This window comes from Alicyclobacillus tolerans, from assembly GCF_048984885.1.
GTDB classification, from domain to species: domain Bacteria; phylum Bacillota; class Bacilli; order Alicyclobacillales; family Alicyclobacillaceae; genus Alicyclobacillus_I; species Alicyclobacillus_I tolerans.
In genome coordinates, this window is the sequence record NZ_JBMGNK010000002.1 from 1,436,317 (window position 1) to 1,460,042 (window position 23,726).

The following is a 23,726-nucleotide window of genomic DNA, read 5'->3' on the forward strand; positions in this document are numbered from 1 at the left end:
AGAGGAGCATGACAAAAGCCTGCTGTCCGAACGTCGTTTCGGCAGCAGACTTTTATATTAACAAATAGCAGTCAATTTGAGTTTCAAAAAACCAGCCGGATTAAGCCGGATTACATCCAACCACGCCAGCGCATGGCTTCTGCATAGGGACGCATACCAACCATATACGCTGCTAGACGAGTGGATACACGGTATCGTTCAGCTGTCTGGAGGATATTGTGTACAGATTTGACCATCAAATCTTCCATTCGCTGATTAACCTCTTCTTCTGTCCAATACCATCCTTGGTTATTCTGTACCCATTCAAAATAGGAAACTGTCACACCACCCGCATTGGCAAGTACGTCTGGAATCAGTAAAACACCTTTGTGCATGAGAATTTCGTCAGCTTTCGGAGTAGTCGGTCCGTTAGCCGCTTCGACAATAATCGAAGCTTTGATTTGGTCTGCATTACCTGAGTGAATTTGGTTTTCAAGTGCAGCAGGAATTAAAACATCACAAGGTTGAAGTAAAAAATCTTCGTTGCTAAGTACGTTTTGGTAAGCGGGCGTGACCATGCCAAACGAATCTTTTTGGTCAATCAATTCCGCTATGTTCAATCCTTTTTCGTTATAGAGTCCACCGCCTGCGTCACTAATTCCAGTGACTCGGACACCCATTTCATGCAAAATGAGTGCTACATTACTTCCTACATTTCCAAAACCTTGGATATTAACAGAAAGGTCTTGCATATTTTTACCCAACTTGGCGGCAGCTTCACGCATGGCTATGACAACACCAAGGGCGGTGGCTTTTTCTCTTCCTTGTGAACCGCCTAGTACGAGAGGTTTACCGGTAATGAAATTAGGTGAGTCCAACTCGCGAATACGGCTATATTCGTCATACATCCAAGCCATAATTTGTGGATTCGTATATACGTCTGGAGCAGGTATATCTTTAGCAGGGCCAACAATTTGGCTGACTGCACGGACATAGCCCCTTGCCAAACGTTCTTGTTCCACGATGGACATTTCTCTCGGATCGCAAATAATTCCGCCTTTTGCACCACCGTAGGGCAGATTAAAAATGCCACACTTGATACTCATCCATATTGAAAGCGCCTTCACCTCGTCAAGTGTGACGTTTGGGTGGAAGCGAATGCCACCCTTGGTTGGCCCAATCGAATCATTGTGTTGGGCGCGATAACCGGTGAAAACTTGCGTCTCTCCATTGTCCATACGCACTGGAATGCGAACGGTCAAGACGCGAACGGGTTCCTTCAACAGTTCATATACCGTATCGTCATAACCGAGGCGCTGTAGCGCTTCATGAACGGCGTTTTGCGTATTGGTAAGAACGTTGTCTGAAGGTGCAGGCATACTGGCACCTGCTGCAAGTCGTTTACTGACTGGCTCTGTCGACATGCACTGTCGTCTCCTCTCAAGATTCGGACATGACCTGTTTTATCATAAATCAGTTAGGGCAGGATGAAAAGGCATTATTTCTGTGACTTTTGTGTTTTATCTTGAAAAAATAAGGGAAGAATTGACTATGACAACTTGGAAAGCGAGGACGAAGATGCCTATTTTGCGCAATCATTCGATTGAGCGGCCGCATCGGCAGCGTTTATCTGCGATTTCGTCTTCGTTTTTGTTTCATGTTTTCGTTTCTATCATCATCATTTCCTTGGTTTTTCTTCATCCGCCCACGCTGTTTCAAGGGGACACGGATACTGCGCGCAATTATTTAAATACGATAGTCTCGTCGTTGTCTACCATTTTGGCTTTGTGCATTTCCATCATCCTGGTGGCTATTCAATTGACGGCATCCAACTACACTCACCGAGTTCTCGATTTTTACGTGCGTATGCCTTATAATGGCTCGCTATTTCTGATTTATTTAGTTACCATCATGCACAGTTTTTTTCTAATGGCGCAAATCCATGAACCTTTGCGCGATCCGCTCTCTCCTCAGTTGCAGAAAGAAATGAGTGCGGATTTAGTGCTGGTGTTGATTTGCTTTCTTTCTATGCTTTTATATATGTATGCGGTTGTCCAACTGTTAAAGCCTGAAAGAATTGTTGCTCTCATTTTACGCGATTATCGCCGGGCAGTGCAGCGTCAACGTTGGCGTTCGGCTCTTGATAACATTGAACAAATTTGTGACATTGCCAAACGGGCCGCTTCCGTCAGCGATTCCGTCACAGGAACGTATTGTCTGCAGCGCATGCTCGAGGCTGCTCAGCAATTACCGCTTGCCACCGAAGAGGAGGCCATTATCAATGTGCATCAAAGTTATCTGGATCAGTGGAGTGAAATCATTGGTGTTGCCGTCAAAGAGCGAGAAACAGGACTCTTGCTAGCTTCTCTAGAAGCCATGTATCAACACGGTTGCGACTCGGTTAACGCGGAGTCTTGGACCATTGCAGAGCGTGTTGTGCGAACTTACAAACAATTGGCGCTGGGTCACCTCTTACCGGAAAGTCAAGCGTTTTATGTAGAACCTGTAGTTCATTATCTTTATGAGTTATCCCGTCAAGCAGCGGGCAGCGGAAAACGTGGCCGTCTTTTTGCGCTGCGCACATGGCGGGTCATCCAGAGTATCTCGCATGTGGTGTTTAGCGAACGGGGAATTGATGCTCCACATTATCTAACGCACAAAGCTATTCAAGAAATATTTTTTTCTCTAGGAAATCATCGCGATCTCGCTGATTTCTTAACCGTTTACTTCAATTTGGTCAAATCGTTTTTTTTGACAGCTACCCTTTCCGATGTTCGATTATGGGCAGACTGGTGGGAAGAAAACATGCTTGAGCATGGAACTGGTGAGCTCGGTGTTGAGCTAGCTAAAAAACTCGCTGAACATATTCAGCGAGGAGATGTGCTTTGCACATTGTCAGCGATTTGGCCGTGTTCGCCCACAATCTTGAAAGAAGAAAAAATGGCAACGGCTCAATGGATGGATTTTCGTCTCCTATTTGACGGTTGGCCGCAACCGACTCTGGATGAATCTTCTGATGTTATGTCTCAACACGGGACAAACCACTCCCTCTATACTTGATTTTTTCTCTTTAATAACGCTTCCATGTCGACTTGCCTCGGCGTGACAAACAAAGTTTGTTGATGATCATAAAGGACATGACCGGGTCTTGCCCCGTTGGGTTTCCATACATGTCGAGCCTCTGTATAGACAACTGCCACGTTCGATGAATCTCTGCTTTTGGAAAAATACGCAGCCAACAGAGCGGCTTCTTCAAGCGTCTTTTGCGGGATTTCTTGGTTGCCTTCGCGGCGAATCAACACATGGCTGCCGGCGCCGTCTTGGACGTGGAGCCAAAGATCGTGCGGTCGAGCACTCTTGATACTTAAACGATCGTTTTGTTGATTGTTGCGGCCAACCCAGATGCTCCATCCGTCATTGGACAAATAGTGATCGGGCTGTGAGGGGCGTTGGCTCTGCTTGGCAGGTTTTTTGCCGCGTATTTCAATTTTTTTGAGGAATCCTTCGTTTTCTAATTCTTTACGAATCTCTGGTAATTCCTGCAAAGAAGCGTCTCGCAGTTGGGCCAAAACACTGTCCAGATAGAGCAAATCTGCTTCTGCCGATCTCTTTTCTTGTTCTAGAATTTCAATACTGCGCTTACGTTTACTGCTTTGGCGAAAATAAGTCTGAGCGTTTTCCATCGCTGTTTTAGCCGGATCGAGAGGAATATGAATCATTTTCTCTTCATCTTCAAAACTTGGCAGTACGGCTTCTTTGGCTCCGCGAGGAAGCGAATAACCGTAGGCGAGCAACAATTCGCCAAACATTCGCAATCGATCATGTTCGTGGCTATCTTCTTGCAAAGCGGAAATTTTAGCAAGCTTTCCACGCAAGCGATCTTGCGCTTTGCGAATGGCATCACTTAATGCTTTGTATTCACCGGTTTCTTGATGAATTGACACTAGACGATGGAATACTTGTGCTACAGCCTCGCTCATATTCGACACAGCGATGGATTTTGGATAACTGTGTAACGGGAAAGGAGCGTAGGCTGTTGCTTTTTCTTCTTCATCGAGTCCTATGTGTGGTTCTGGGTGTCGCAAGGAGAAGGTGGCTAATCGTCGGATTTCCAACGCCAGTTGGGCTTCCTCTGCCACATCGCTGCAACGATAAAGAGATTCACGGGCGCTCGTTGGACCTAAACCAGCGATCTGTTTGATCAATGACAATTGATTGGCTTTGCCCAGCCAATCTTGCTTGTCGAGAAGGGGTAAATCTTTTGCTGTCATCTCTAACGGATGTATTTTCTTTTGTGTAGGAGGAAATTCGTATGGAATACCTGGCAATATTTGGCGAACCCTGCTTTTGGAACTATCCACAAAGTAGATGGCGTCTATAATTTCATCGGGCTGTCCGTCGGGATGGGCGGTCGTTAGGATAAGATTACTGTGTTTTCCCATAATCTCAAGTGTCAATACAGAATAGTTCAAGTCCCCTAATTCGCTGCGAGCAGAAAAAAAGAACTGTACAACGCGATCGAGCTCCAACTGTCTGACATCAAGCAGGCGACCACCCTCTATATGACGGCGCAACTGCATGCAAAAGCGAGGTGGCTCAGGGGGAGCTACCGGCTTCTGTCCAGTTAAAAAGTGTACACGCGCGTAGGCTTTATGCGCAGAGAGAAGCAGCCAGCGACTGCCTTGCCGATGACGAAGCGACAATAGAATCTCGCTTGCCGTAGGCTGCTGGATTTTATCCACGCGACAACCAACCCACTCTTCTTTCCATTCTCTGACAAGTGTTGCCAGAGTTAATCCATCCATGACGGTTCCTCGCTTTCTCGGTATAAGCCAAACAGTACAAGCATAGACATGCAGGGACATGCAAGTAAAGGGGTGGATCCGGTGGAAAAGGAGTGGCATTCACTCAGCGTTGTTGACTGTATGGCAGAATTACAGTCCTCTCAAGATGGACTTTCGGAAACAGAAGCTGCCATGCGCCGTCAACAATTTGGTGCCAACCAGTTGGCAGAAGGTAATAAAGTCTCCCTGTTAACCGTATTTTTGAATCAGTTTCGCGATTTCATGATTTTAGTGCTATTAGCTGCCACGCTCATCTCAGGATTGCTTGGCGAGTATACCGATGCCATCACCATCATTGCCATTATCATTCTCAACGGAGTACTAGGTTTTGTACAGGAAGTGAGAGCGGAAAAATCCCTTGCAGCGCTCAAGGAACTTACTGCACCTGTTGCTCGGGTACGCCGTGCAGGTCAAGTTCTCTCGCTGCCAGCGCGTGATTTGGTTCCTGGCGATATGGTGCTACTTGCCGATGGCGATCGCGTTCCAGCTGACGCACGCATTGTAACAGCCACTCATTTCGCGGTAGAAGAATCCGCATTGACAGGAGAGTCGTTGCCTGTCAACAAGCAACCCGACCTGACCGTACAAGGAGATGCTCCTCTCGGTGACAGACGCAACATGGTGTATATGGGAACCATGGTGACACGTGGTAAAGCGGAAATTCTTGTGACGGCCACAGGCATGCAGACAGAAATGGGAAAAATAGCTCATCTCATGCAACAATCCGAAGATACTTTGACTCCATTGCAGAAACGTCTTGAAGAGCTGGGAAAGGTGCTCGTTTGGTTGGCTCTTGGTTTGACAGTGGTTGTGGTTTTGACTGGCGTATTGCACGGGCATCCTTGGGTACAGATGTTTCTGGCTGGTGTTTCTCTGGCGGTGGCTGCTATTCCAGAAGGATTGCCAGCCATTGTCACGATTGCTTTGGCACTTGGCGTACAGAGAATGATTAAACGGAATGCGATTGTTCGCAAATTACCATCTGTGGAGACGCTTGGATGTGCTACAGTAATTTGTTCAGATAAAACGGGTACATTGACGCAAAACAGAATGACTGCTTTGCACGTTTATGCTGATGGTGTGACCTACGATATCAGTGGAACGGGTTACGAACCAGCCGGTGAATTTTTACTTGCTGGGCAAAAAGTTCATCCGGATAAACGGGCTGCTCTGAAAAGTCTGATTGAAATTGGTGCAGTATGCAATAATGCGTTGATGGTGCAAAAGAACTCAGAGAATGGCAGTCAATGGCAAGTTCAAGGAGATCCAACAGAAGGCGCATTGCTAGTTATGGCAGCTAAAGCTGGTTTTACTGAACCAGACAGTGTCTATACAAGGCTTGGCGAACGGCCATTTGATTCAGAACGCAAAATGATGTCCGTACTTGTTCAGCATGGCAATGAATACATGGCTTTTGTCAAAGGTGCACCTGACGTGTTGTTGAAAAAATCCACACGCATGTTTTCAGGTGGGCGAGAGGTCGGTCTTTCAGCTGGTTTGCAAAAATCTATTGTCGAGATGAATGATCGTTTTGCCAGCGAAGCGTTGCGCAATCTCGCTTTTGCTTACAAAATGTTCCCTTCCCAAGAAGCTGCAATGGCTGGCGATTGGGAAAGTGATTTGGTCTTTGTAGGATTGTGCGGGATGATGGATCCACCACGTGAAGAAGCCTACGAAGCCATTTTAAAATGCCGAGAGGCAGGTATTCGCACTGTCATGATCACAGGCGATCATCAACAAACGGCTACAGCGATTGCCAAAAAACTGACGATTTTACCGGAAGGCGGTAAAGTTTTAACGGGTGCAGAGTTAGACAAGTTGAGCGATGAAGACTTATTGCGACTTGCTAAACAGACGTTTGTCTATGCCCGAGTTTCCCCAGAACATAAGTTACGTATAGTTCGCGCTTTGCAGGCGAACGGAGAAATAGTTGCCATGACGGGTGATGGTGTGAACGACGCCCCTGCCATCAAACAGGCGGATATTGGGATTTCCATGGGGCAAAGTGGAACCGATGTGGCTAAAGAAGCTTCTTCGCTCGTCCTGGCAGACGACAACTTTGCCACCATTGTAGCAGCCGTAGAGGAAGGACGCGGCATATACGACAATATCAAAAAATTTATTCGCTATTTGCTAGCATCTAACGTTGGAGAAATCGTGACTATGTTTTTAGCCATGTTGATTGGATTGCCGTTGCCGTTGCAACCTATTCAAATTCTTTGGGTCAATCTTGTGACTGACGGGTTACCTGCGATTGCCTTAGGGGTCGATCCGGCGGAAAAAGACATTATGAAACGCCGCCCGCGCAATGTCCATGAAGGCATTTTCGCACGTGGTATGGGTACCAAGATTCTCAGCCGTGGCATTTTAATAGGAATTGTCACGCTGGCTGTGTTCATGTATACGCTGCAGCGCGAACACAATTTGCATTTGGCTCAAACCATGGCCTACGCAACTCTTACCATGGCCCAGCTCATACTCGTCTTTGATTGTCGTTCACTGGAAGGCGGTATCTTGAAACGAAACTTTTTTGGGAATATATGGCTTATTCTGGCGGTTGTTTCTTCGGTGCTCTTGTTTCTCATTACGCTTTATGTTCCTTCCATTGCCAGAGCTTTTGATACCGTTGCGCTTTCACCGACACAGTGGGCCATTGTTTTGGTCCTTGCGGCCATTCCCACGTTTGCTTTATCGATTCGCAGGGCAGGCAGAAATGCGTTGCGCCCCAAAGACAAGAATGATTCTCATCGTTTTGCTGCATGATGCGAGGCAGGTTCAGTACCGGTTATCTGGCAACGCTGATATAGCGTTAGCCAGATTTTTTTGTTGAGATTCTCTGAGCTTCTTGTCCAATGATTCTCCCTAGGGTAGAATGGAAGCACTTTTGATTTGTCGGTATGAGACTGAGCGTTGCGTCAGATTCCATGATTTTCGTTTGGTGGCAGGCTTGGAATTTGGCGTAAGTACGCAAGGGGGAGCCGTGATGAGTATTAAACTCATCAATATCGGATTTGGCAATATCGTTTCAGCCAACCGAATCATCGCCATTGTTGCTCCCGAATCCGCGCCTATTAAACGCATTATTCAGGAAGCGCGCGATCGCGGTATGCTGATTGACGCAACGTACGGCCGAAGAACGCGCGCTGTTATTATTGTCGATAGCGGACACGTAATTCTGTCGGCTGTGCAACCGGAAACAGTTGCCCATCGCATGGCGAGCAAAGAACATATGATTGAGGATGAAGAATGAGCAGTCAGGTGCAAAGGCCCGGTTTGTTGTTTGTGTTAAGCGGCCCTTCTGGAGCAGGCAAAGGGACGGTCTGCAAGGCGTTATTGCAAAGAGAACGAGAGATGAAACTGTCTGTCTCCGTGACCACTCGCGCTCCGCGCGAGGGAGAACGGGAGGGTGTGAATTATTTTTTTCGTTCAGTCGAACAGTTCAAAGCCATGATTGAGGCTGACGAGTTGTTGGAATGGGCTAAGGTTTATGAGAATTATTACGGTACTCCAAAGACATTTGTTGCAGAACAGTTAGCTGCGGGGTATGATGTATTCTTGGAGATCGACATTCAGGGTGCGCTGCAGGTCAAACGACGCTTTCCGGATGGCGTGTTTTTATTTTTGATTCCGCCGTCTGCAGCCGAGCTGCAGTTGCGTATTCTTGGACGGGGCACGGAAACAGATGATTCATTTCGTCTGCGCTTTGGTGCGGCCAGAGAAGAATTGCAGATGATGCGCGAGTATAATTACGTCATTGTGAATGATCAGGTGGATCGCGCTGTATCTCGCATTCTTTCCATTATGGAAGCGGAACATTGCCGTGTGAAACGCAATCTCTACCTGTTGAACGAATGGTAATTCGGAGGTGGAATGGTAAATGCTTTACCCTTCTATTGACAAATTGTTAACCAAAGTGGATAGCAAATACGCGCTGGTTGTAGCTACAGCCAAGCGTGCACGCAAGTTACAGGATGCCAATATGAATGTGCCGGGATCATCCACTACCATGAATGTAAGCCGCGCCCTTTGGGAAATTGCTGACGGTGTCATTCGCTATGAGCGGGCACAGACTTCCTGAGTTGCGACGAGCGCCAAAAAGGAGCTTTGACTCTGCCATGGGGGCAGCGCAACCCGCTAGTGGGTTGGCCTGCCCTCTTTCTCGTGCGTATAGTGCATTGGAGGTGAAATGAATTTTATGGAAGATAAGCATATTTTATTAGGCGTTTCAGGTGGCATAGCTGCTTTTAAAGCGGCTTCGCTGGCGAGTCTTTTGGTCAAGGAAAAGTATGCGGTTCAAGTTCTGATGACTGAACATGCGCTTGAATTTGTCACGCCCTTGACTTTTCAAGCTTTGACCAAACGTCCGGTGATTGTCAGTACGTTTGATGAGCCGAGTCCGGACAGCATCGCACATATTCATCTGGCCGATCACGCCAAATTGTACGTGATTGCTCCCGCTACGGCGAATGTCATAGCGAAATTAGCTCACGGACTGGCAGATGATATGGTGACTACGACAGCACTTGCCGTAACCTGTCCATTGATGGTAGTGCCGGCCATGAATGTACACATGATGAATCATCCAGCGGTTATTCATAATTTGGAAATTCTTCGGTCGCGTGGTGTGTTGGTGGTTGATCCTGCAGAAGGACCGCTAGCCTGTGGATATACGGGGCGTGGACGACTTCCCGAACCTGAAGATATTGTCAGCGTGATTCGCGCTGTACTTTCTCGAGAAAAAGATTTGCAGGGATGCCGTATCCTGGTTACTGCTGGTCCGACTGTTGAAGCTATCGATCCGGTGCGCGTCATAACCAATCCTTCGTCTGGCAAAATGGGTTATGCGCTGGCGCGCGCGGCTGTAGAACGTGGTGCAGAGGTGACATTGGTGTCTGGACCGGTATCACTACCACCGGTAGAAGGTACTGAACTGATACGGATAGAGAGTACAAACGATTTGCTGGAGGCGGTTTCCCACCGTTTTTCAGACGCCGATGTGTTGATTGCGGCAGCCGCGCCAAGTGATTTTCGACCTGCTGAACGATTGTCGAACAAATGGAAGAAGCAAAACGGGATTCCAGAAATTAAATTTATTCCCAATCCGGATGTGCTTGCCACTATGGGTCAGCAAAAAACGAATCAAATTTTGATCGGATTTGCAGCAGAAACAGAAGGGAATCCTGAGGAAGCGCGGCGCAAATTGGAGCAAAAGCGATTGGACATGCTTGTTCACAATAATATTTTGCTGCCCGGTGTTGGATTTCAAAGCGATACAAATGAAGTCACCTTATATCACGCGCACGGACAGGTAGAAACTTTGCCTAAAGCGAGCAAAAACGAGATCGCCCAGATTATTCTCGACAGAGTAGCAGCGCTTTGGCATGCTCGCAAGGAGGGCTAAACTGTGCGCCGCTGGATAGCCAATGTGGTAGTCAATGTAGCGGCGCGCGTAGTGGACAAGACTTTTTCCTACGCGGTGCCAGATGACTGGGAAATCCATCGTCTGCTTGGCAGTCGAGTTTTAGTGCCTTTTGCCAATCGCAAACTGGTGGGATATGTTCAGTCTTTGACGCCTGTCGATGTCAGGCCCCCTGGCGTATCGACTGTCGAGTTGAAGCCATTGCTTGAGATGCTGGATAGTCTGCCGCTTTTGACACCAGACCTGCTGGCGCTGGCAGAATTTATTTCATACCGTTACGCAGCGACTCGTCTGCAGTCGATTGAGACGATGCTGCCCTCTTTGTTGCGAGGAATGCCCCGTCAGAAAGGTAAGGATAGTGGTGCCAAAGCATACCCTGTCCTGGTGCGCAGCGCTAGTCTGTCAGAACTGCAACAAGCACTCTCCAGTGCACGGGCAAATGCGCACTGGCTGAAGAAAATTCTTGCGGATTTAATGGTGGATGAAGAAATTGCGCTTGCCAAATGGGCCATCACCCCTAGTCATTCGAGTGTTCAGCAACTGCTTGAGCGAGGTTTGGCACAAATGCAATGGCGTGAGAAACCTCGTTTGCAAGCTTTCTATGAAGAATTGGCACTGAGTTCAGAAACGTCCACCAAGTCTTTGCCAGAACTGACATCCGCTCAGCAACGGACGCTCGCTCAACTGAGTCAAGCGCTTGCTGTCAAGGAATCAAAAACTTTTGTATTGCACGGAGTCACTGGGAGTGGCAAAACGGAAGTTTATTTGCGATTCATCGAACAGATTGTGAAAGCTGGCGGTGGTGCGATTGTGCTCGTTCCAGAAATTGCCTTGACACCGCAGATGGTAGAAAAATTTGTAAGCCGATTTGGTTCCAAGGTAGCACTTTTGCATTCTGGTTTATCCGATGGCGAACGCCGAGACGAGTGGATGAGGTTGCGCCGCGGCGAGGCATGCATTGCTGTTGGAGCGAGATCGGCCATCTTTGCTCCGGTCGCCAACTTGCGTTTGGTTGTTATTGACGAGGAGCATGAACCTACTTATAAGCAAGAAGAATCTCCACGCTATGATACACGCCAAGTTGCACTGGAGCGCGCTCGTTTGTGTCAGGCTATCGTCCTGTTAGGAAGTGCCACACCTTCTCTGTATGCTATGAATTTGGCGGAAACCGGCAAAGCACGAATGCTCAGTCTTCCCCAACGAGCGAATGGAAGGCCATTACCAACTGCTCAAATCATCGATATGCGGGAAGAATTGCGCAATGGACATACGAGTATTCTCAGCCGGGCCTTACAGGAAGCTCTAACGGAGACACTTGCACGGCGTGAACAGACGATTCTTTTTCTGAATCGACGTGGTTATGCGTCTTTCTTGCTTTGTCGGCATTGTGGCGAAGGTGTAGAGTGTCCGCGTTGTAGTATTCATCTGACCTTACATCGGCAGGGACAAACAGGTGGATTTCGTTTGACATGTCACTATTGCGGATATTCGACGCCCGCACCAGAGCGTTGTCCGGCTTGCGCTGAAGCTGCTATGCGTCCGTATGGGCTGGGAACGCAACAAGTCGAGGATACGTTAAAAGAGCTGTTTCCCACTGCCCGTATATTGCGCATGGATGTCGATAGCACACGGCGCAAAGGAGCGCATAAAGATCTGTTGGATAAGTTTATGCATCAAGAAGCGGACCTTCTGATTGGCACGCAAATGATTGCCAAGGGACTTGATTTCCCCAATGTTACGCTGGTGGGTGTTTTAAATGCTGACTCACTTCTGATGGTACCGGACTATCGTTCAGAGGAGAGAACTTTTCAACTGCTGACTCAGGTAGCAGGGCGCGCTGGACGCGCAGAAAAACCGGGCAGCGTGCTGATTCAAACCTATCGTCCAGAGCACCATACGATAGTAGCTGCGGCGCGCCAAGACTACAACGCGTTTTATCAATATGAGCGTTATCAACGATTACAGTATCGATACCCGCCTTTTTGCGAGATAGCAGCTTTTCTCGCTAGTCATCAAGAGGAACGTTATGCCAAAGGTGCTGCCGAGCGCTTTTTTCGCGAATTGATGCGTCATCCTGCTCCTGATGGGGTTGTTGTTTTACCAGCTTCGCCTGCTGGACTTTTGCGTGTAGAAGATAGGTATCGTTATCAGGTTGTGGTAAAGTATCCTGAGTGGAACAATGTGCGAGATTGGATCATCCAGGCGTTTGACACTGTCTATGAACGAATGCGGAAAATACAAGGCGTCTGTATATTAGATGTCTCCGCAGGTCGTATAGGTTAAGGAGTTCGGGAAGAGGAGAGGATGTTTATGGCGTTGCGTGTCATCCGTACGGGCAACGACCCTGTTTTGAGACAAGTCGCTAAACCGGTGCCAGTCGTCAATGAGGCTATTCGCAAGTTGTTAAGTGATATGGCAGAAACTATGTATCATGCCGAAGGAATAGGTTTGGCTGCTAATCAGATTGGAATTGCAAAGCGAATTGTAGTTATGGATATCGGTAAGGAATCAGGCTTGATTGAAATGGTTAATCCGGAAATTATAGAGAAATCCGGGACTCAGCGTTCTGTAGAAGGGTGTCTCTCATTGCCTGGCATCAGCGGTGAGGTAACACGCGCGGCGTATGTGCGCGTACGCGCTTTGAATAGACAGGGAGAGACTTTTGAAATAGAAGCCAAAGATTTGCTCGCTCGTTGCATTCAACATGAGATAGACCATCTTGATGGTATTCTCTTTACTGATTATTTAACTTCTGAACAGATTCGTAGAGATGAATCCTATGCTTCGGAGGCGCAGCAATGAGTGATTACCGCGTATTGTATCTCGGTACACCAGATTTTGCTGTGCCTGCTTTGAGGGCGTTAGCTGAAAGAGGATACCAACTTCGGGTTATCACACAACCGGATCGTCCAACTGGCCGCAAACGTTTGTTGACGCCTCCTTCAGTCAAACAGGAGGCTCTTCGTCTCGGCTTGCCTGTGTTGCAGCCAGAACGTCTCAAGACCCCCGAGGTGAGAGAGTATGTTGCCTCATTTTCTCCAGATGTTATGGTGACAGCTGCTTATGGGAAGATTTTGCCAGAATGGTTTCTCGAAATGGCTAAACAGGGTGGGTTAAACATCCACGCTTCTTTGCTTCCTAGATGGCGCGGCGCAGCGCCTATTCAAAGGGCCATCATGTCAGGGGATACGGTCACGGGCGTAACGCTTATTCAAATGGTACGCGAGTTGGATGCCGGCCCTATTCTGGCTGCGGCTCAAACTGAAATTGCCGCGAATGACAATGTGGAAACTTTGCATCAACGCCTTGCTGAAATGGGTGCTCAATTACTTATACAGTATTTGCCGGATTATTTGGCAGGCTGTTGTAAGCTACAACCGCAACCTGCAGAAGGTGTGACGTATGCAGAACGTATCTTGCGTGAGGACGAATGGATTGATTTTTGTCAGCCTGCATGTCAGGTAGATTGCCAAATTCGCGCTTTGACACCTTGGCCTGGTGCGTCAGTGATGGTGGAAAGTGAGCCTATGAAACTATGGAATGCGCGTTTGCTGGAAACTGTGATACCTGCTAAGGCGGTTCCTGGCGAAGTGGTGATGAATGGGAATTTGGTTTCTGTAGCTTGCGGTGATGGTAGATGGATTGAACTTATCGAAGTGCAACCTTCAGGGCGCAGGCGAATGCCTGCGGATGCCTGGATGCGTGGGTTAAACGGACGGCAGGTGATTTTTTCGTGCAAAGACGGCCATCCATAACAGCTCGTTCAGTTGCGCTGGCGGTGCTCACGCGCGTGGAGAGTGGAAACGCCTATGCCAATATTCTGCTGGCCGAGCAATTGGCGAATTCCCCCCTCGACGCGCGCGATCGAGGTTTGTGCACAGAATTGGTTTACGGTACCTTGCAACAAATGCGTCTTCTTGACGCTTGGCTGCAAACCTGTTTGCAACGCTCGCTGCAAAGTCTGGATAGCAACGTGCGATGGATTCTGCGCATGACAGCATACCAATTGCTTCACCTGGATCGTATACCTGATTATGCTGCCATTCACGCGGCGGTTGAAATGTGCAAAATTTTGGCTCCACGCGCTAGTGGTTTTGTCAATGGTGTTTTACGTAATCTGATGAGACGCGGCTCACCTCGTCAACAGTTGGACAGGCTTTTACAGAATGTGACCGATCCGATAGAACGCCAAGCTCTATCCTTGTCATTGCCCACATGGATATACGCAGGTCTCAGTCAGCGATATGGTGCTGAAGCTGCTACCCGAATGCTGGAGGCGCAAAATCATCCTGTTCCGCTCAGTGTGCGCGTCAATTTGTTGCGAACCAACCGTGAAGAATTATTGCAGCGTCTCCATCATCAACTGGGTGAGGGTGCGGCAGAGTCTTCGGCACTTTGTGAAGAAGCTGTGCATTTACGTTTATCGCAAGATGTCCGCTCACTCGATGTTTATGGTGACGGTTGGATGACTCTTCAAGATGAAGGAGCCATGCTTGTGGTGGAGGCTGTGGATCCACAGGCAGGTGAGCGTGTTTTGGATATGTGTGCCGCTCCTGGTGGCAAAACTACACATATGGCAGAACGCATGGGCAATCAAGGATGGATTGATGCTCTGGATGTGCATTTGCACAAAGTTCGATCGATCAAAGAAGCGGCTTCAAGATTAGGAATTGATATCATCCATCCGCGCTTGTTGGATGCACGCAAGGCCAGTAATCAACTGCCTTTGCAAGAAGTCTATGATGCTGTGTTGTTGGACGCGCCTTGCAGCGGTTTTGGCGTATTGCGTCATCGTCCTGATATTCGCTGGCGCAGAAGTCCTGCAGATATTGAAAGTTTGAAGGTTTTACAACAGGAATTGCTATGGAATGCGGCGCGTTTCGTTCGTCCTGGAGGTAGGATTGTCTATTCTACTTGTACGCTCTGGGCGGAGGAAAACGAACTGCTGGTTGAACGGTTTTTATTGGAACACAAGGAATTTCAGGTTGTGGCGGTTCCTCGGTTGGAGCGTCTTTTAGCAGGGCGGCATTTGACTCAACTAGGATACTTACTGTCGCCTGAGTGGTATGCGACGGATGGATTTTATATGGTTCGACTGGAGAAACAAGTTTAGATGGTCTTGCCAATCGATATGTCAAGTAAGTATAGGAAGCTATGGTCAAATTTAATGATGAAATCAGAAGAGAGGAATTTCTGAAATGGCAGTTCATCTATACAACATGCGCGAACAAGAGCTCTCAAGCTGGTTTGCAGAAACTTTTCAGGAACCTGCTTATCGCGGTCGTCAAGTATTTGAATGGTTATATCAAAAACGCGTCACTGATATCCAACAGATGACCAATCTATCTAAGATATTGCGCGCAAAATTAGCCGAGTTTGCGTTTGTGCAAAATTCTACCGAGATTACCCGGCAAGTTTCGCGTTTTGATGGCACCACCAAGTTTCTGCTCGGTTGGCCTGATGGAGTGAGCGTTGAAACTGTACTGATGCGTCATGAATATGGCAACAGTGTCTGCGTTTCAACGCAAGTAGGGTGCAAGATGGGATGTACGTTCTGTGCCTCAACACTGGGTGGAATGATACGGCAAATGTCGGCAGGCGAAATGGTTGAGCAATTGATGTACAGTCAACGATTGCTCGATGAGCGGGGGCAACGAGTCTCTTCCGTCGTTTTGATGGGTTCTGGTGAACCGATGGATAACTTTGATGAGGCTATGAAATTTATTGATATTATTCACAGCCCTCGTGGTCTGAATATTGGATTGCGGCACATCACCATCTCGACCGTAGGTCTTGTGCCAGGTATTGTACGTCTTGCAGATGATGGACGTCCCATTACATTGGCCGTATCCCTGCATGCTCCAAATGATCAATTGCGTTCTGCCATGATGCCGGTCAATAAGGCCTATCCTATTGCAAAACTTATGGAAGCTTGTCACTATTACTACAGCAAGACTGGACGCAGAATCACGTTTGAGTATGCGCTGGTTGGCGGACAGAATGATAGCTTGGAGCATGCGCGGGAATTGGCGAAACTCTTACAAGATTTGCCCTGTCATGTCAATCTGATTCCTGTCAACTATGTGCCAGAGCGAAATTTGGAGCGTACTTCTGTGCAGGGTGTACAAGCGTTTCTACGACAACTGGAGTCGCTTGGCGTCCATGCAACGGTGCGACGTGAAATGGGCCATGACATTTCTGCTGCTTGCGGTCAACTGCGAGCAGAGCATCTTCGTAAGGCTTGACTTGCATACATTCTTTCTGGATAGACTGTGAGAGAATTGAAAGGTTTTATTCTATTGAATCTTCTGCTGGAGGTGGCAAATTGCTCTTTGCGGCCAAATCCCATATTGGTCTTGTCAGGCCAATGAATCAGGACAATTATGTGGTTCTGCCTCAGCTTTTTCCCAGGCAAGCGTGTGTGGTAGCAGATGGTATGGGTGGGCCGTCTGCGGGAGAAATAGCCTCGCAAATTGCCATTGAAAAAGTGAGTGAGTATTTGCTGGAACATCAGACAGAGGATATGGATGCTGAAGAATTGTTGCGTGAAGCGGTTCATGTGGCCAATCAAAACATTTATTTGACTGGGAAAAATAATCCAGCTTATTTTGGCATGGGAACCACGATTGTTTGCGCTCTTCTTCATCCTCAATCCCTTCATATTGCCCATGTTGGGGATAGTCGAGCTTATCTTTACCACGCAGGTATTTTAGAGCAAATCACAGCTGATCATTCTCTGGTTGCAGAATTGGTAAGGCGAGGCCAATTAACTGAAGATGAGGCAAAGCACCATCCACAGCGGCATTTAGTCACACGTTCGCTGGGTGCAGAAGAACACCATTATCCAGATATAAGAACGCTTTCCTGGGCAACAGGAGATACTCTTTTGCTCTGTACAGATGGACTTTTTAATCTTGTGGAGGAGAATGAACTTCTTCAAGCTATGGAAGAAGCTTCAAAATTGCTTGACAGTAAAGATCTTGACGATATAGCCACACAATTAATTCAAACTGCGCTCTCGAGAGGCGGATCGGACAATATTACGTTAGTTTTGGCAGTGAATCGTAAAGGGGGTGAGAGACCGTGACGGAGCGCATTTTGGGCGGACGTTATCGTTTGCAGGAAACGATTGGCGGCGGCGGTATGGCAGTCGTCTATAAAGCAGTAGATGAACTGCTGGGAAGAACAGTCGCTGTAAAAATGCTCCGTCCCCAATTTGCTGGTGACGAAGAGTTCGTTCAGCGTTTTCGGCAAGAGGCGCAGGCGGCGGCCAAATTATCTCACCCTAATATTGTAAATCTATATGATGTTGGTATGTCAGACGAAGAGTATTTTATTGTCATGGAGTATGTGGATGGTCCTACGCTGAAGGATCTAATTAAGACAGAAGCACCATTGCCAGTAGAGAAAGTAGTCGACATTACTGCGCAAATTTGTGAAGCTCTGGCCCATGCTCATGAACATCGAATTATTCATCGCGACATTAAACCACATAACATTCTATTAACCAAATCTGGTCTGGTAAAGGTTACTGATTTTGGGATTGCTAGAGCTGTTACGGGAACCACCATTAACGATCGACAAGCCACTTCAGTACTCGGTTCCGTCCACTATTTTTCTCCAGAACAGGCTCGCGGCGGCAATGCTGATGTGAAAAGTGATATTTACAGTTTAGGTGTAGTGATGTATGAGATGTTGACCGGAGAGTTACCTTTTTCTGGTGATTCACCGGTCAGTGTGGCGCTTAAGCATCTGCGTTCTGACTTTGTTGAACCTCGACAATTAAACCGAAACATTCCGCAAAGTGTCGAAAATATTGTTCTACGTTGTTTAGCGAAATCACCTGAATGGCGCTATCCCGACATGACGGCCATGTTGGAAGACTTGGATGATGCGCTTGTTCATCCAAATGTGCAGAAACTCAGTCTACCCAAGGAGGCTTCTGATGAAACGATTGCCGTGCCAGTTGTGCGTGAGGATAGTGCTATAACTGGTAACGATCAGGATAAAAATAAAAAGAAGAAAAAGAAAAATAAAAATAAGCCCAAAAGACCCTGGTGGCAAAAAATTCTCTATTCCATTTTAGTGCTTTTGGTCATCGGGCTTGGTATCTGGGCTGCATTAACCATTTTGACTCGCGTACTAGAAGTACCCAACTTAAATCTTCCCAATGTGGTGGGTGATCAAGAATCAGTCGCTCTTCAAAAATTGGAATCAGCCGGTTTTCAACCCAATCAGATAGTGGAAGACAGAGGAACGAGCGACAAACCCAAAGGGGTTGTTTACGATCAAAATCCTGAAGGTCCGACGGAAGTCAAACAAACAAGAATCATTACTATCTATGTGAGTAGTGGTGCGCCAACAGTCAAGATGCCTGATTTAACTGGCGTAATTGCAGATATGGCGGAACAGACTTTGGTAGATGCGGGATTTACGCGCAGCCATATTGTCATTAAAAATGAGACAAATTCCAACACTCCTTCAGGCGAAGTGATTTCTACGAATCCACCCGCTGGGACAACTGTGGCTACAAACAGTAACGTTACACTTTATGTCTCACAAGGGCAATCCAGTGTTTCTGTGCCAAATGTGGTAGGAATGAGCTACGCTGATGCCGTCAAAGCATTGGAAGCAGTAGGATTACAGGTAGGTACAGTTACACCTGTCAATTCTACAAAGCCGAGTTCTACGGTCGTACAAACTTCACCTGCGGCGGGTGCTAATGTACAACCTAATTCAACGATTAATCTGTACATTTCTGACAATCCAAACACTTCAAGCAATGGTTCGTCGAGTAATAACAGTACAGGTGGGAATTCAACATCGAATACACCGCCACCGAATACGACCCCGCATCAGGTGAAAATCACTGTTCCTGTTAATTCTGGGCAGGGGCCTGTACATGTGCAAATTGCTTTGACAGATGCTGAAGGCAGCGGGCAGATAGTCGTTAATCAAGAGATTTCGCAAACAACAAGTTGGACAGAAACGCTTTATTTGCAACCCGGAGAAAATGGACTGGTACAGGTTTATTTGAATGGCAATCTGGTCAAGACCGTTCAGGTGCAGGGATAGAACAGAAAACGCTCCAATCAGGAGGGATGTGCTTGCAAGGGCGAGTCATTCGTGCGCGCGGTGGTTTCTTTGATGTTTATACAACAGAAGAAATAGAACGTCGTTGCCGTGCGCGCGGTATTTTTAAAAAAAGAGGACAGACTGTGTTGGTGGGCGATCTCGTTCAAATGGTGCCGATGGGAGAAACCGAAGGCGTCATTGAAGAAATCTTGCCGCGCAGTACAGAACTGTTACGCCCGCCAGTTGCCAATATTACGCAAGCTTTTGTCATCTTTTCCATTGTTGAGCCGCTCATTCAAACCTACTTGCTCGATGGTCTTCTTGTGGCTGTTCAACAGGCCGGGATTCGACCTGTCATTGTTTTTACAAAATGTGATATTGCAACGGATCAAGATAAAGAAGATTTGTTTAACCAATACCGATTGACTGGATTCCCCATTTTTTTCGTCAGTAGTCGCAAAGAAATCGGGCTAGAAGATGTGAAAGAGGCGTTGACAGGAGAAATCACTGTATTGGCAGGCCCATCCGGTGTCGGCAAGTCTTCTTTGCTCAATGCCTTAGCACCTCATTTTTCCCTTGAAACTGGAGGAATTAGCGAAAAAATGGGGCGTGGTCGACATACCACGCGCCATGTTTCTCTTCTCTCAGTCGGTGAAAACGCGTGGGTTGCTGATGCTCCTGGCTTTAGTCAATTAAGTTTGTCGGTGGCCTCTCAGGATGTCCGACTCTATTATCCTGATTTTTTTCCCTTTGCCCAAAATTGTCCCTATCGAGGATGTTTACATTTGCAAGAAGAAAATTGTGCTGTACAAGCTGCGGTTGAACGGGGAGATTTGCCTGCAGAGCGTCTCACCAATTACCAAACATTGGTTAACAATAAGATAGAACAGGAGGGACGTCAATATTGAAAAAAATTCTTGCCCCCTCCATTCTGTCAGCCGACTTCAGCCGTCTGTCTGAGCAAGTGGACGAAGTAGTTGTGGCAGGTGCAGAATGGATTCACGTCGATGTCATGGATGGTCATTTTGTTCCCAATCTCAGTATGGGTCCTGTAGTCGTGGATGCCCTGCGCAAATCGTTCCCTTCTCTTTTCTTAGACGTGCATCTCATGGTTGAAGCCCCGGAAAAATGGATTACTTCTTTTGCCAAGTCAGGCGCCAATCGCCTGACCATTCATGCTGAATCCACTCCTCATGTGCATCGTGCTATACAAATGATTCGCAGCGCTGGTTTGCAAGCGGGTATAGCATTCAATCCAGCTACTGGATTAGATACGCTAGCCTATATTGTTGAAGATGTCGATCTCGTTTTAGTCATGACTGTAAATCCAGGTTTTGGCGGTCAACATTTGATTCCTGCCACGTTGCCCAAAATTTCTGAAGTCAGACGCAAGCTGATTGAGTATGGGTGCAGTACGGCGCATGTACAGGTAGATGGCGGAATATCTCTGGAGACGCTTGAACAGGTGATGTCTGCGGGCGCCAATGTCATAGTGGCTGGATCGGCCATTTTTGAAGCGGCTCACCCCAAGGAACGTGTCCAGGAATTTCTTTCTCGATTTTAAGCTTGGCTCACAGCACATTTTCTCCTTAATTGAATATACATCCTAAGAGATGGTGACCATGCGGCGCTGTTCGCAGCGATATGGGTCCAAAGGGGAGGGAAAGTGTGTTGAAATTTTACACGATTAAACTTCCAAAATTTCTAGGTGGTATTGTCAAAGCAGTGTTGGGAACGGTTTCCAAGGACTAATGAATGTCAAATGTATAGTATAGCTAGCATGAGATGGGAATTTGCTGACTCATTTCAACTTTGCAGAGCAGGTCAGTGGGAACAAAAAAAGCACCCGTGCAAACGAGTGCTTTTTTCGCTGAATGAAATAATCCTCTTCATCAGTAATGGTTAAACCCAAATTCAAACCGCTCTGGTCACCCTGCCGGATTTTAGGCATGTTGTGCAAACCCGCATCCGCTTCACGGTTCCGTTCACGTTGACGCGAACGGGCTGAAGGTTAGGGAGCCAACGGCGCTTGGTGAGAATATGGGAGTGGCTGACTTTGTGGCCAACCTGCGGACCCTTGCCGCACACTTCACAGCGTCTCGCCATGATGGAGCACCTCCTTGGCTACGAATGCTGCCCAAAGGCAGAATTTGCAGTCGATCGTTAACCCCAGACATCTTAGCATATGGGTCACTGGACTGCAATCATTTTGCGCGTCGCTTTTCCTCAATATCCTGATATAGTACAATGGGCAGTAAATAGCTGGTTGGAGATAGGGAGGTTGCCCATGCCGAAGACTTTTGAAACGGAATTGGGTCAAGTGACCGTGATGGAAGAGGTAATTGCCACTGTTGCAGGTTATGCCGCAATGGATTGTTATGGCTTGGTAGGCATGGCTTCTCGACGACAGGTCAAGGATAGCCTGACAGAACTGTTAGGCAGGGACAATCCAGGACGTGGTGTGGAAGTTCGCATTGATGAAAATGGCGATGTGGAAGTAGATTTGTACATCATTGTTTCCTATGGTACAAACATCTATGAAGTTGCTCAAAATCTGCGCGAGAAGGTTCGATATATGCTGCAGGAAAGTGTTGGTTCGGAAGTCAGTCGGGTAAATATTTACGTTCAGGGTGTTCGCGTTTCCAGCAACTCATAGGAGGACTGCATGGCCAATCCATCTTTTCTTCTCTCATCTCATCAATGGCAAATCCTGCTCGGCGCTGCGCACGCTGAGCTTTCTCTGCATGAAGAGGAAATTAACGCTTTGAATGTATTTCCTGTCCCAGATGGTGACACAGGAACCAACATGAATCTCACTTTTACGGCAGGCATTAAAGCGTTGCACGGAAAATCGTTTCAGACCTGTGCAGAAGTCAGTAAAATATTTGCGGAAGGCCTTTTAATGGGAGCTAGAGGTAACTCGGGGGTTATTCTCTCTCAACTTTTCCGTGGTTTCAGTCAAGTGGATGTAACCGCTTTTAGTGTAAACCAGTTTGCCAAAGCTTTCTTTGAAGGGGTGCAAATTGCCTATCGAGCTGTTTCGAAGCCAGTTGAGGGGACGATTCTCTCTGTGGCAAGAGATGTTGCACAAGCCGCTCAGAAAGAAGCGCGCCAAGAGAATGCTGATTGGACATCCTTGTTTGCCGTCATCGTAGAGAGTGCAAAACAGAGTTTGGCTGCTACACCGCAACAGTTGCCTGTCTTAAAACAAGCGGGAGTGGTAGACTCTGGTGCGCAGGGTCTCGTCTATATTCTCGCAGGCATGGCGGATGCAGTGTCGAGATGGAATAAGGATCAGGCATCTCCCCAGTACACGGAAACGGATACTTTTAATCCATCAAAATTAGAGCAGAAGAACTTTTATCCTGCCGAGAATGTTGAAAATATCAGCAGCGATGCTATTCATGAGATGGTTGAATCTCACGGACATTACGGTTACTGTACAGAAGCTCTAATTCGGATAGAAGCTGGAGATGTGGATAGAGCTGGCGAATCTTTGCGTCATCAGTTACTGGCTGAAGGTGGCGACTCTTTGGTATTGGTAACGTCACCTCCATATTTGCGTATGCATGTTCACACGCTGCATCCTGGTCAAGCGTTGGAAGTGGCATTGCAGTTCGGTCCCCTTGTGCAGATTAAGATAGAGAACATGACAGAGCAAAATGCCCATTTGCATCCAGTTGAACAAGACTCAAGGCCGCATCCAGCGGCTCAAGATTCTACGGAGGAAGTGCAAAATATTGACCAGATGGCGATTGTTGCTGCTATCAATGGAGAAGGTTTTCGTAGAGTCTATGAATCGCTTGGTGTGACAGTCTTGGTAGGGCAAGAACCATTGGCCAATCCAAGCATTGAAGACTGGTCCAAAGCGATTGAGGCGAGCGGCGCAGAGCAAGTGATTCTTTTACCCAACCATAAAAATGTCCTTCTTTCTGCTGAGCAGGCTGCTCAACTGATGACAAAAGCAAACAAACGGGTTTCTGTGGTTCCAACGCGCACTCCGGTACATGGTATCGCTGCATTGCTTGCATTCTCTCCTCATCTTGGATTTGATGAAAATAATCTGGCCATGCAACGAGCGGTTTCTCAATGTCGAGTGGGAATGGTTGCCAAAGCAAGCCGTGATTCTGTCTATCAAAATCGTGAAGTCCGTGCAGGACAGTTTCTAGCTCTTCTTGAAGATGAACTGTTGAACGTTCTGCCAGATGCAAATGATGCCCTTGTCTATTTACTAAAAGAGCTTCTTCAGCCAGATTCAGAACTCATTACCGTTTATATCGGATCGGCGGCTTCCACTTCGGATTTGTCCTTGCTTCGACAGCAAATTGTGGCGCTTACGGAAATAGAAGTGGAGTTTCAAGAGGGCGGTCAATCGGTGTTTGATTATTTTATCACGGTGGAGTGAACGG

21 protein-coding genes are annotated in these 23,726 nt (G+C 47.4%); 18 read left to right on the forward strand and 3 right to left on the reverse strand.

The annotated features are described in order from the left end of the window. Window positions 1-110: 110 nt before the first annotated feature. Entirely contained in the window at window positions 111-1,358 is a 1,248-nt protein-coding gene (locus tag ACOJUR_RS07080; RefSeq protein WP_238413750.1) for a Glu/Leu/Phe/Val family dehydrogenase, read from the reverse strand. Window positions 1,359-1,530: 172 nt separating this feature from the next. On the opposite strand from ACOJUR_RS07080, the gene ACOJUR_RS07085 reads away from it, so the two are divergent. Beyond that, window positions 1,531-3,039, forward strand: coding sequence for a DUF2254 family protein (locus tag ACOJUR_RS07085; protein WP_072873796.1), 1,509 nt, complete (start codon window positions 1,531-1,533; stop codon window positions 3,037-3,039). On the opposite strand, the gene ACOJUR_RS07090 is transcribed toward ACOJUR_RS07085, so the two are convergent. Continuing rightward, complete coding sequence (locus ACOJUR_RS07090; protein ID WP_420949597.1) at window positions 3,030-4,784, reverse strand: Rqc2 family fibronectin-binding protein; 1,755 nt, start codon at window positions 4,782-4,784, stop codon at window positions 3,030-3,032. The genes ACOJUR_RS07085 and ACOJUR_RS07090 overlap by 10 nt on opposite strands. Window positions 4,785-4,832: 48 nt before the next feature. On the opposite strand from ACOJUR_RS07090, the gene ACOJUR_RS07095 reads away from it, so the two are divergent. From ACOJUR_RS07095 to spoVM, 15 genes are all read left to right on the forward strand, one after another. Beyond that, window positions 4,833-7,586, forward strand: coding sequence for a calcium-translocating P-type ATPase, SERCA-type (locus tag ACOJUR_RS07095; protein WP_072873798.1), 2,754 nt, complete (start codon window positions 4,833-4,835; stop codon window positions 7,584-7,586). Window positions 7,587-7,806: 220 nt separating this feature from the next. Continuing rightward, on the forward strand, window positions 7,807-8,073 hold the full coding sequence (gene remA / locus ACOJUR_RS07100) for an extracellular matrix/biofilm regulator RemA (RefSeq protein ID WP_072873799.1): 267 nt from the start codon (window positions 7,807-7,809) through the stop codon (window positions 8,071-8,073). Further along, window positions 8,070-8,681, forward strand: coding sequence for a guanylate kinase (gene gmk, locus ACOJUR_RS07105; RefSeq protein WP_420949598.1), 612 nt, complete (start codon window positions 8,070-8,072; stop codon window positions 8,679-8,681). The genes remA and gmk overlap by 4 nt, the downstream gene beginning before the upstream one ends. A gap of 19 nt (window positions 8,682-8,700) precedes the next feature. Beyond that, entirely contained in the window at window positions 8,701-8,901 is a 201-nt protein-coding gene (gene rpoZ / locus ACOJUR_RS07110; protein ID WP_072873801.1) for a DNA-directed RNA polymerase subunit omega, read from the forward strand. Between the two features lie 117 nt (window positions 8,902-9,018). Next, a complete protein-coding gene (coaBC, locus tag ACOJUR_RS07115; protein WP_420949599.1) occupies window positions 9,019-10,224 on the forward strand; it encodes a bifunctional phosphopantothenoylcysteine decarboxylase/phosphopantothenate--cysteine ligase CoaBC in 1,206 nt (401 codons plus the stop codon). A gap of 3 nt (window positions 10,225-10,227) precedes the next feature. Next, window positions 10,228-12,525, forward strand: a complete 2,298-nt coding sequence (priA, locus tag ACOJUR_RS07120; RefSeq protein WP_420949600.1) for a replication restart helicase PriA — start codon at window positions 10,228-10,230, stop codon at window positions 12,523-12,525. A gap of 27 nt (window positions 12,526-12,552) precedes the next feature. Then, complete coding sequence (gene def / locus ACOJUR_RS07125; RefSeq protein WP_072873803.1) at window positions 12,553-13,044, forward strand: peptide deformylase; 492 nt, start codon at window positions 12,553-12,555, stop codon at window positions 13,042-13,044. Then, window positions 13,041-13,997, forward strand: coding sequence for a methionyl-tRNA formyltransferase (gene fmt, locus ACOJUR_RS07130; RefSeq protein WP_420949601.1), 957 nt, complete (start codon window positions 13,041-13,043; stop codon window positions 13,995-13,997). Before def ends, fmt begins: the two co-directional genes overlap by 4 nt. After that, entirely contained in the window at window positions 13,976-15,355 is a 1,380-nt protein-coding gene (gene rsmB / locus ACOJUR_RS07135; RefSeq protein ID WP_420949602.1) for a 16S rRNA (cytosine(967)-C(5))-methyltransferase RsmB, read from the forward strand. The genes fmt and rsmB overlap by 22 nt, the downstream gene beginning before the upstream one ends. Window positions 15,356-15,440: 85 nt before the next feature. Further along, window positions 15,441-16,487, forward strand: a complete 1,047-nt coding sequence (rlmN, locus tag ACOJUR_RS07140; protein WP_072873805.1) for a dual-specificity RNA methyltransferase RlmN — start codon at window positions 15,441-15,443, stop codon at window positions 16,485-16,487. An 80-nt stretch (window positions 16,488-16,567) separates the two neighbouring features. Then, window positions 16,568-17,329 (forward strand): Stp1/IreP family PP2C-type Ser/Thr phosphatase, encoded by a 762-nt coding sequence (locus ACOJUR_RS07145; RefSeq protein ID WP_420949603.1) that lies wholly within the window; start codon window positions 16,568-16,570, stop codon window positions 17,327-17,329. Beyond that, the gene (gene pknB, locus ACOJUR_RS07150) at window positions 17,326-19,317 is read left to right on the forward strand and encodes a Stk1 family PASTA domain-containing Ser/Thr kinase (RefSeq protein ID WP_420949604.1); all 1,992 of its coding nucleotides are present in this window, start codon (window positions 17,326-17,328) and stop codon (window positions 19,315-19,317) included. Before ACOJUR_RS07145 ends, pknB begins: the two co-directional genes overlap by 4 nt. Window positions 19,318-19,349: 32 nt before the next feature. After that, window positions 19,350-20,225: a ribosome small subunit-dependent GTPase A gene (gene rsgA / locus ACOJUR_RS07155; protein WP_420949605.1), complete on the forward strand. Its 876-nt coding sequence runs from the start codon at window positions 19,350-19,352 to the stop codon at window positions 20,223-20,225. 5 nt (window positions 20,226-20,230) lie between these two features. Continuing rightward, window positions 20,231-20,881, forward strand: coding sequence for a ribulose-phosphate 3-epimerase (gene rpe, locus ACOJUR_RS07160; RefSeq protein ID WP_072873857.1), 651 nt, complete (start codon window positions 20,231-20,233; stop codon window positions 20,879-20,881). A 107-nt stretch (window positions 20,882-20,988) separates the two neighbouring features. Further along, a complete protein-coding gene (spoVM, locus tag ACOJUR_RS07165) occupies window positions 20,989-21,069 on the forward strand; it encodes a stage V sporulation protein SpoVM (protein WP_129583545.1) in 81 nt (26 codons plus the stop codon). A 162-nt stretch (window positions 21,070-21,231) separates the two neighbouring features. Here spoVM and rpmB read toward each other — a convergent pair whose 3' ends face one another. Next, the gene (rpmB, locus tag ACOJUR_RS07170; RefSeq protein WP_072873810.1) at window positions 21,232-21,423 is read right to left on the reverse strand and encodes a 50S ribosomal protein L28; all 192 of its coding nucleotides are present in this window, start codon (window positions 21,421-21,423) and stop codon (window positions 21,232-21,234) included. A 181-nt stretch (window positions 21,424-21,604) separates the two neighbouring features. Between rpmB and ACOJUR_RS07175 the strand changes: the two genes are divergently transcribed. Then, window positions 21,605-21,973 (forward strand): Asp23/Gls24 family envelope stress response protein, encoded by a 369-nt coding sequence (locus ACOJUR_RS07175; protein ID WP_072873811.1) that lies wholly within the window; start codon window positions 21,605-21,607, stop codon window positions 21,971-21,973. Between the two features lie 9 nt (window positions 21,974-21,982). Further along, the gene (locus ACOJUR_RS07180) at window positions 21,983-23,722 is read left to right on the forward strand and encodes a DAK2 domain-containing protein (protein ID WP_420949606.1); all 1,740 of its coding nucleotides are present in this window, start codon (window positions 21,983-21,985) and stop codon (window positions 23,720-23,722) included. The last annotated feature ends 4 nt before the right edge of the window (window positions 23,723-23,726 follow it).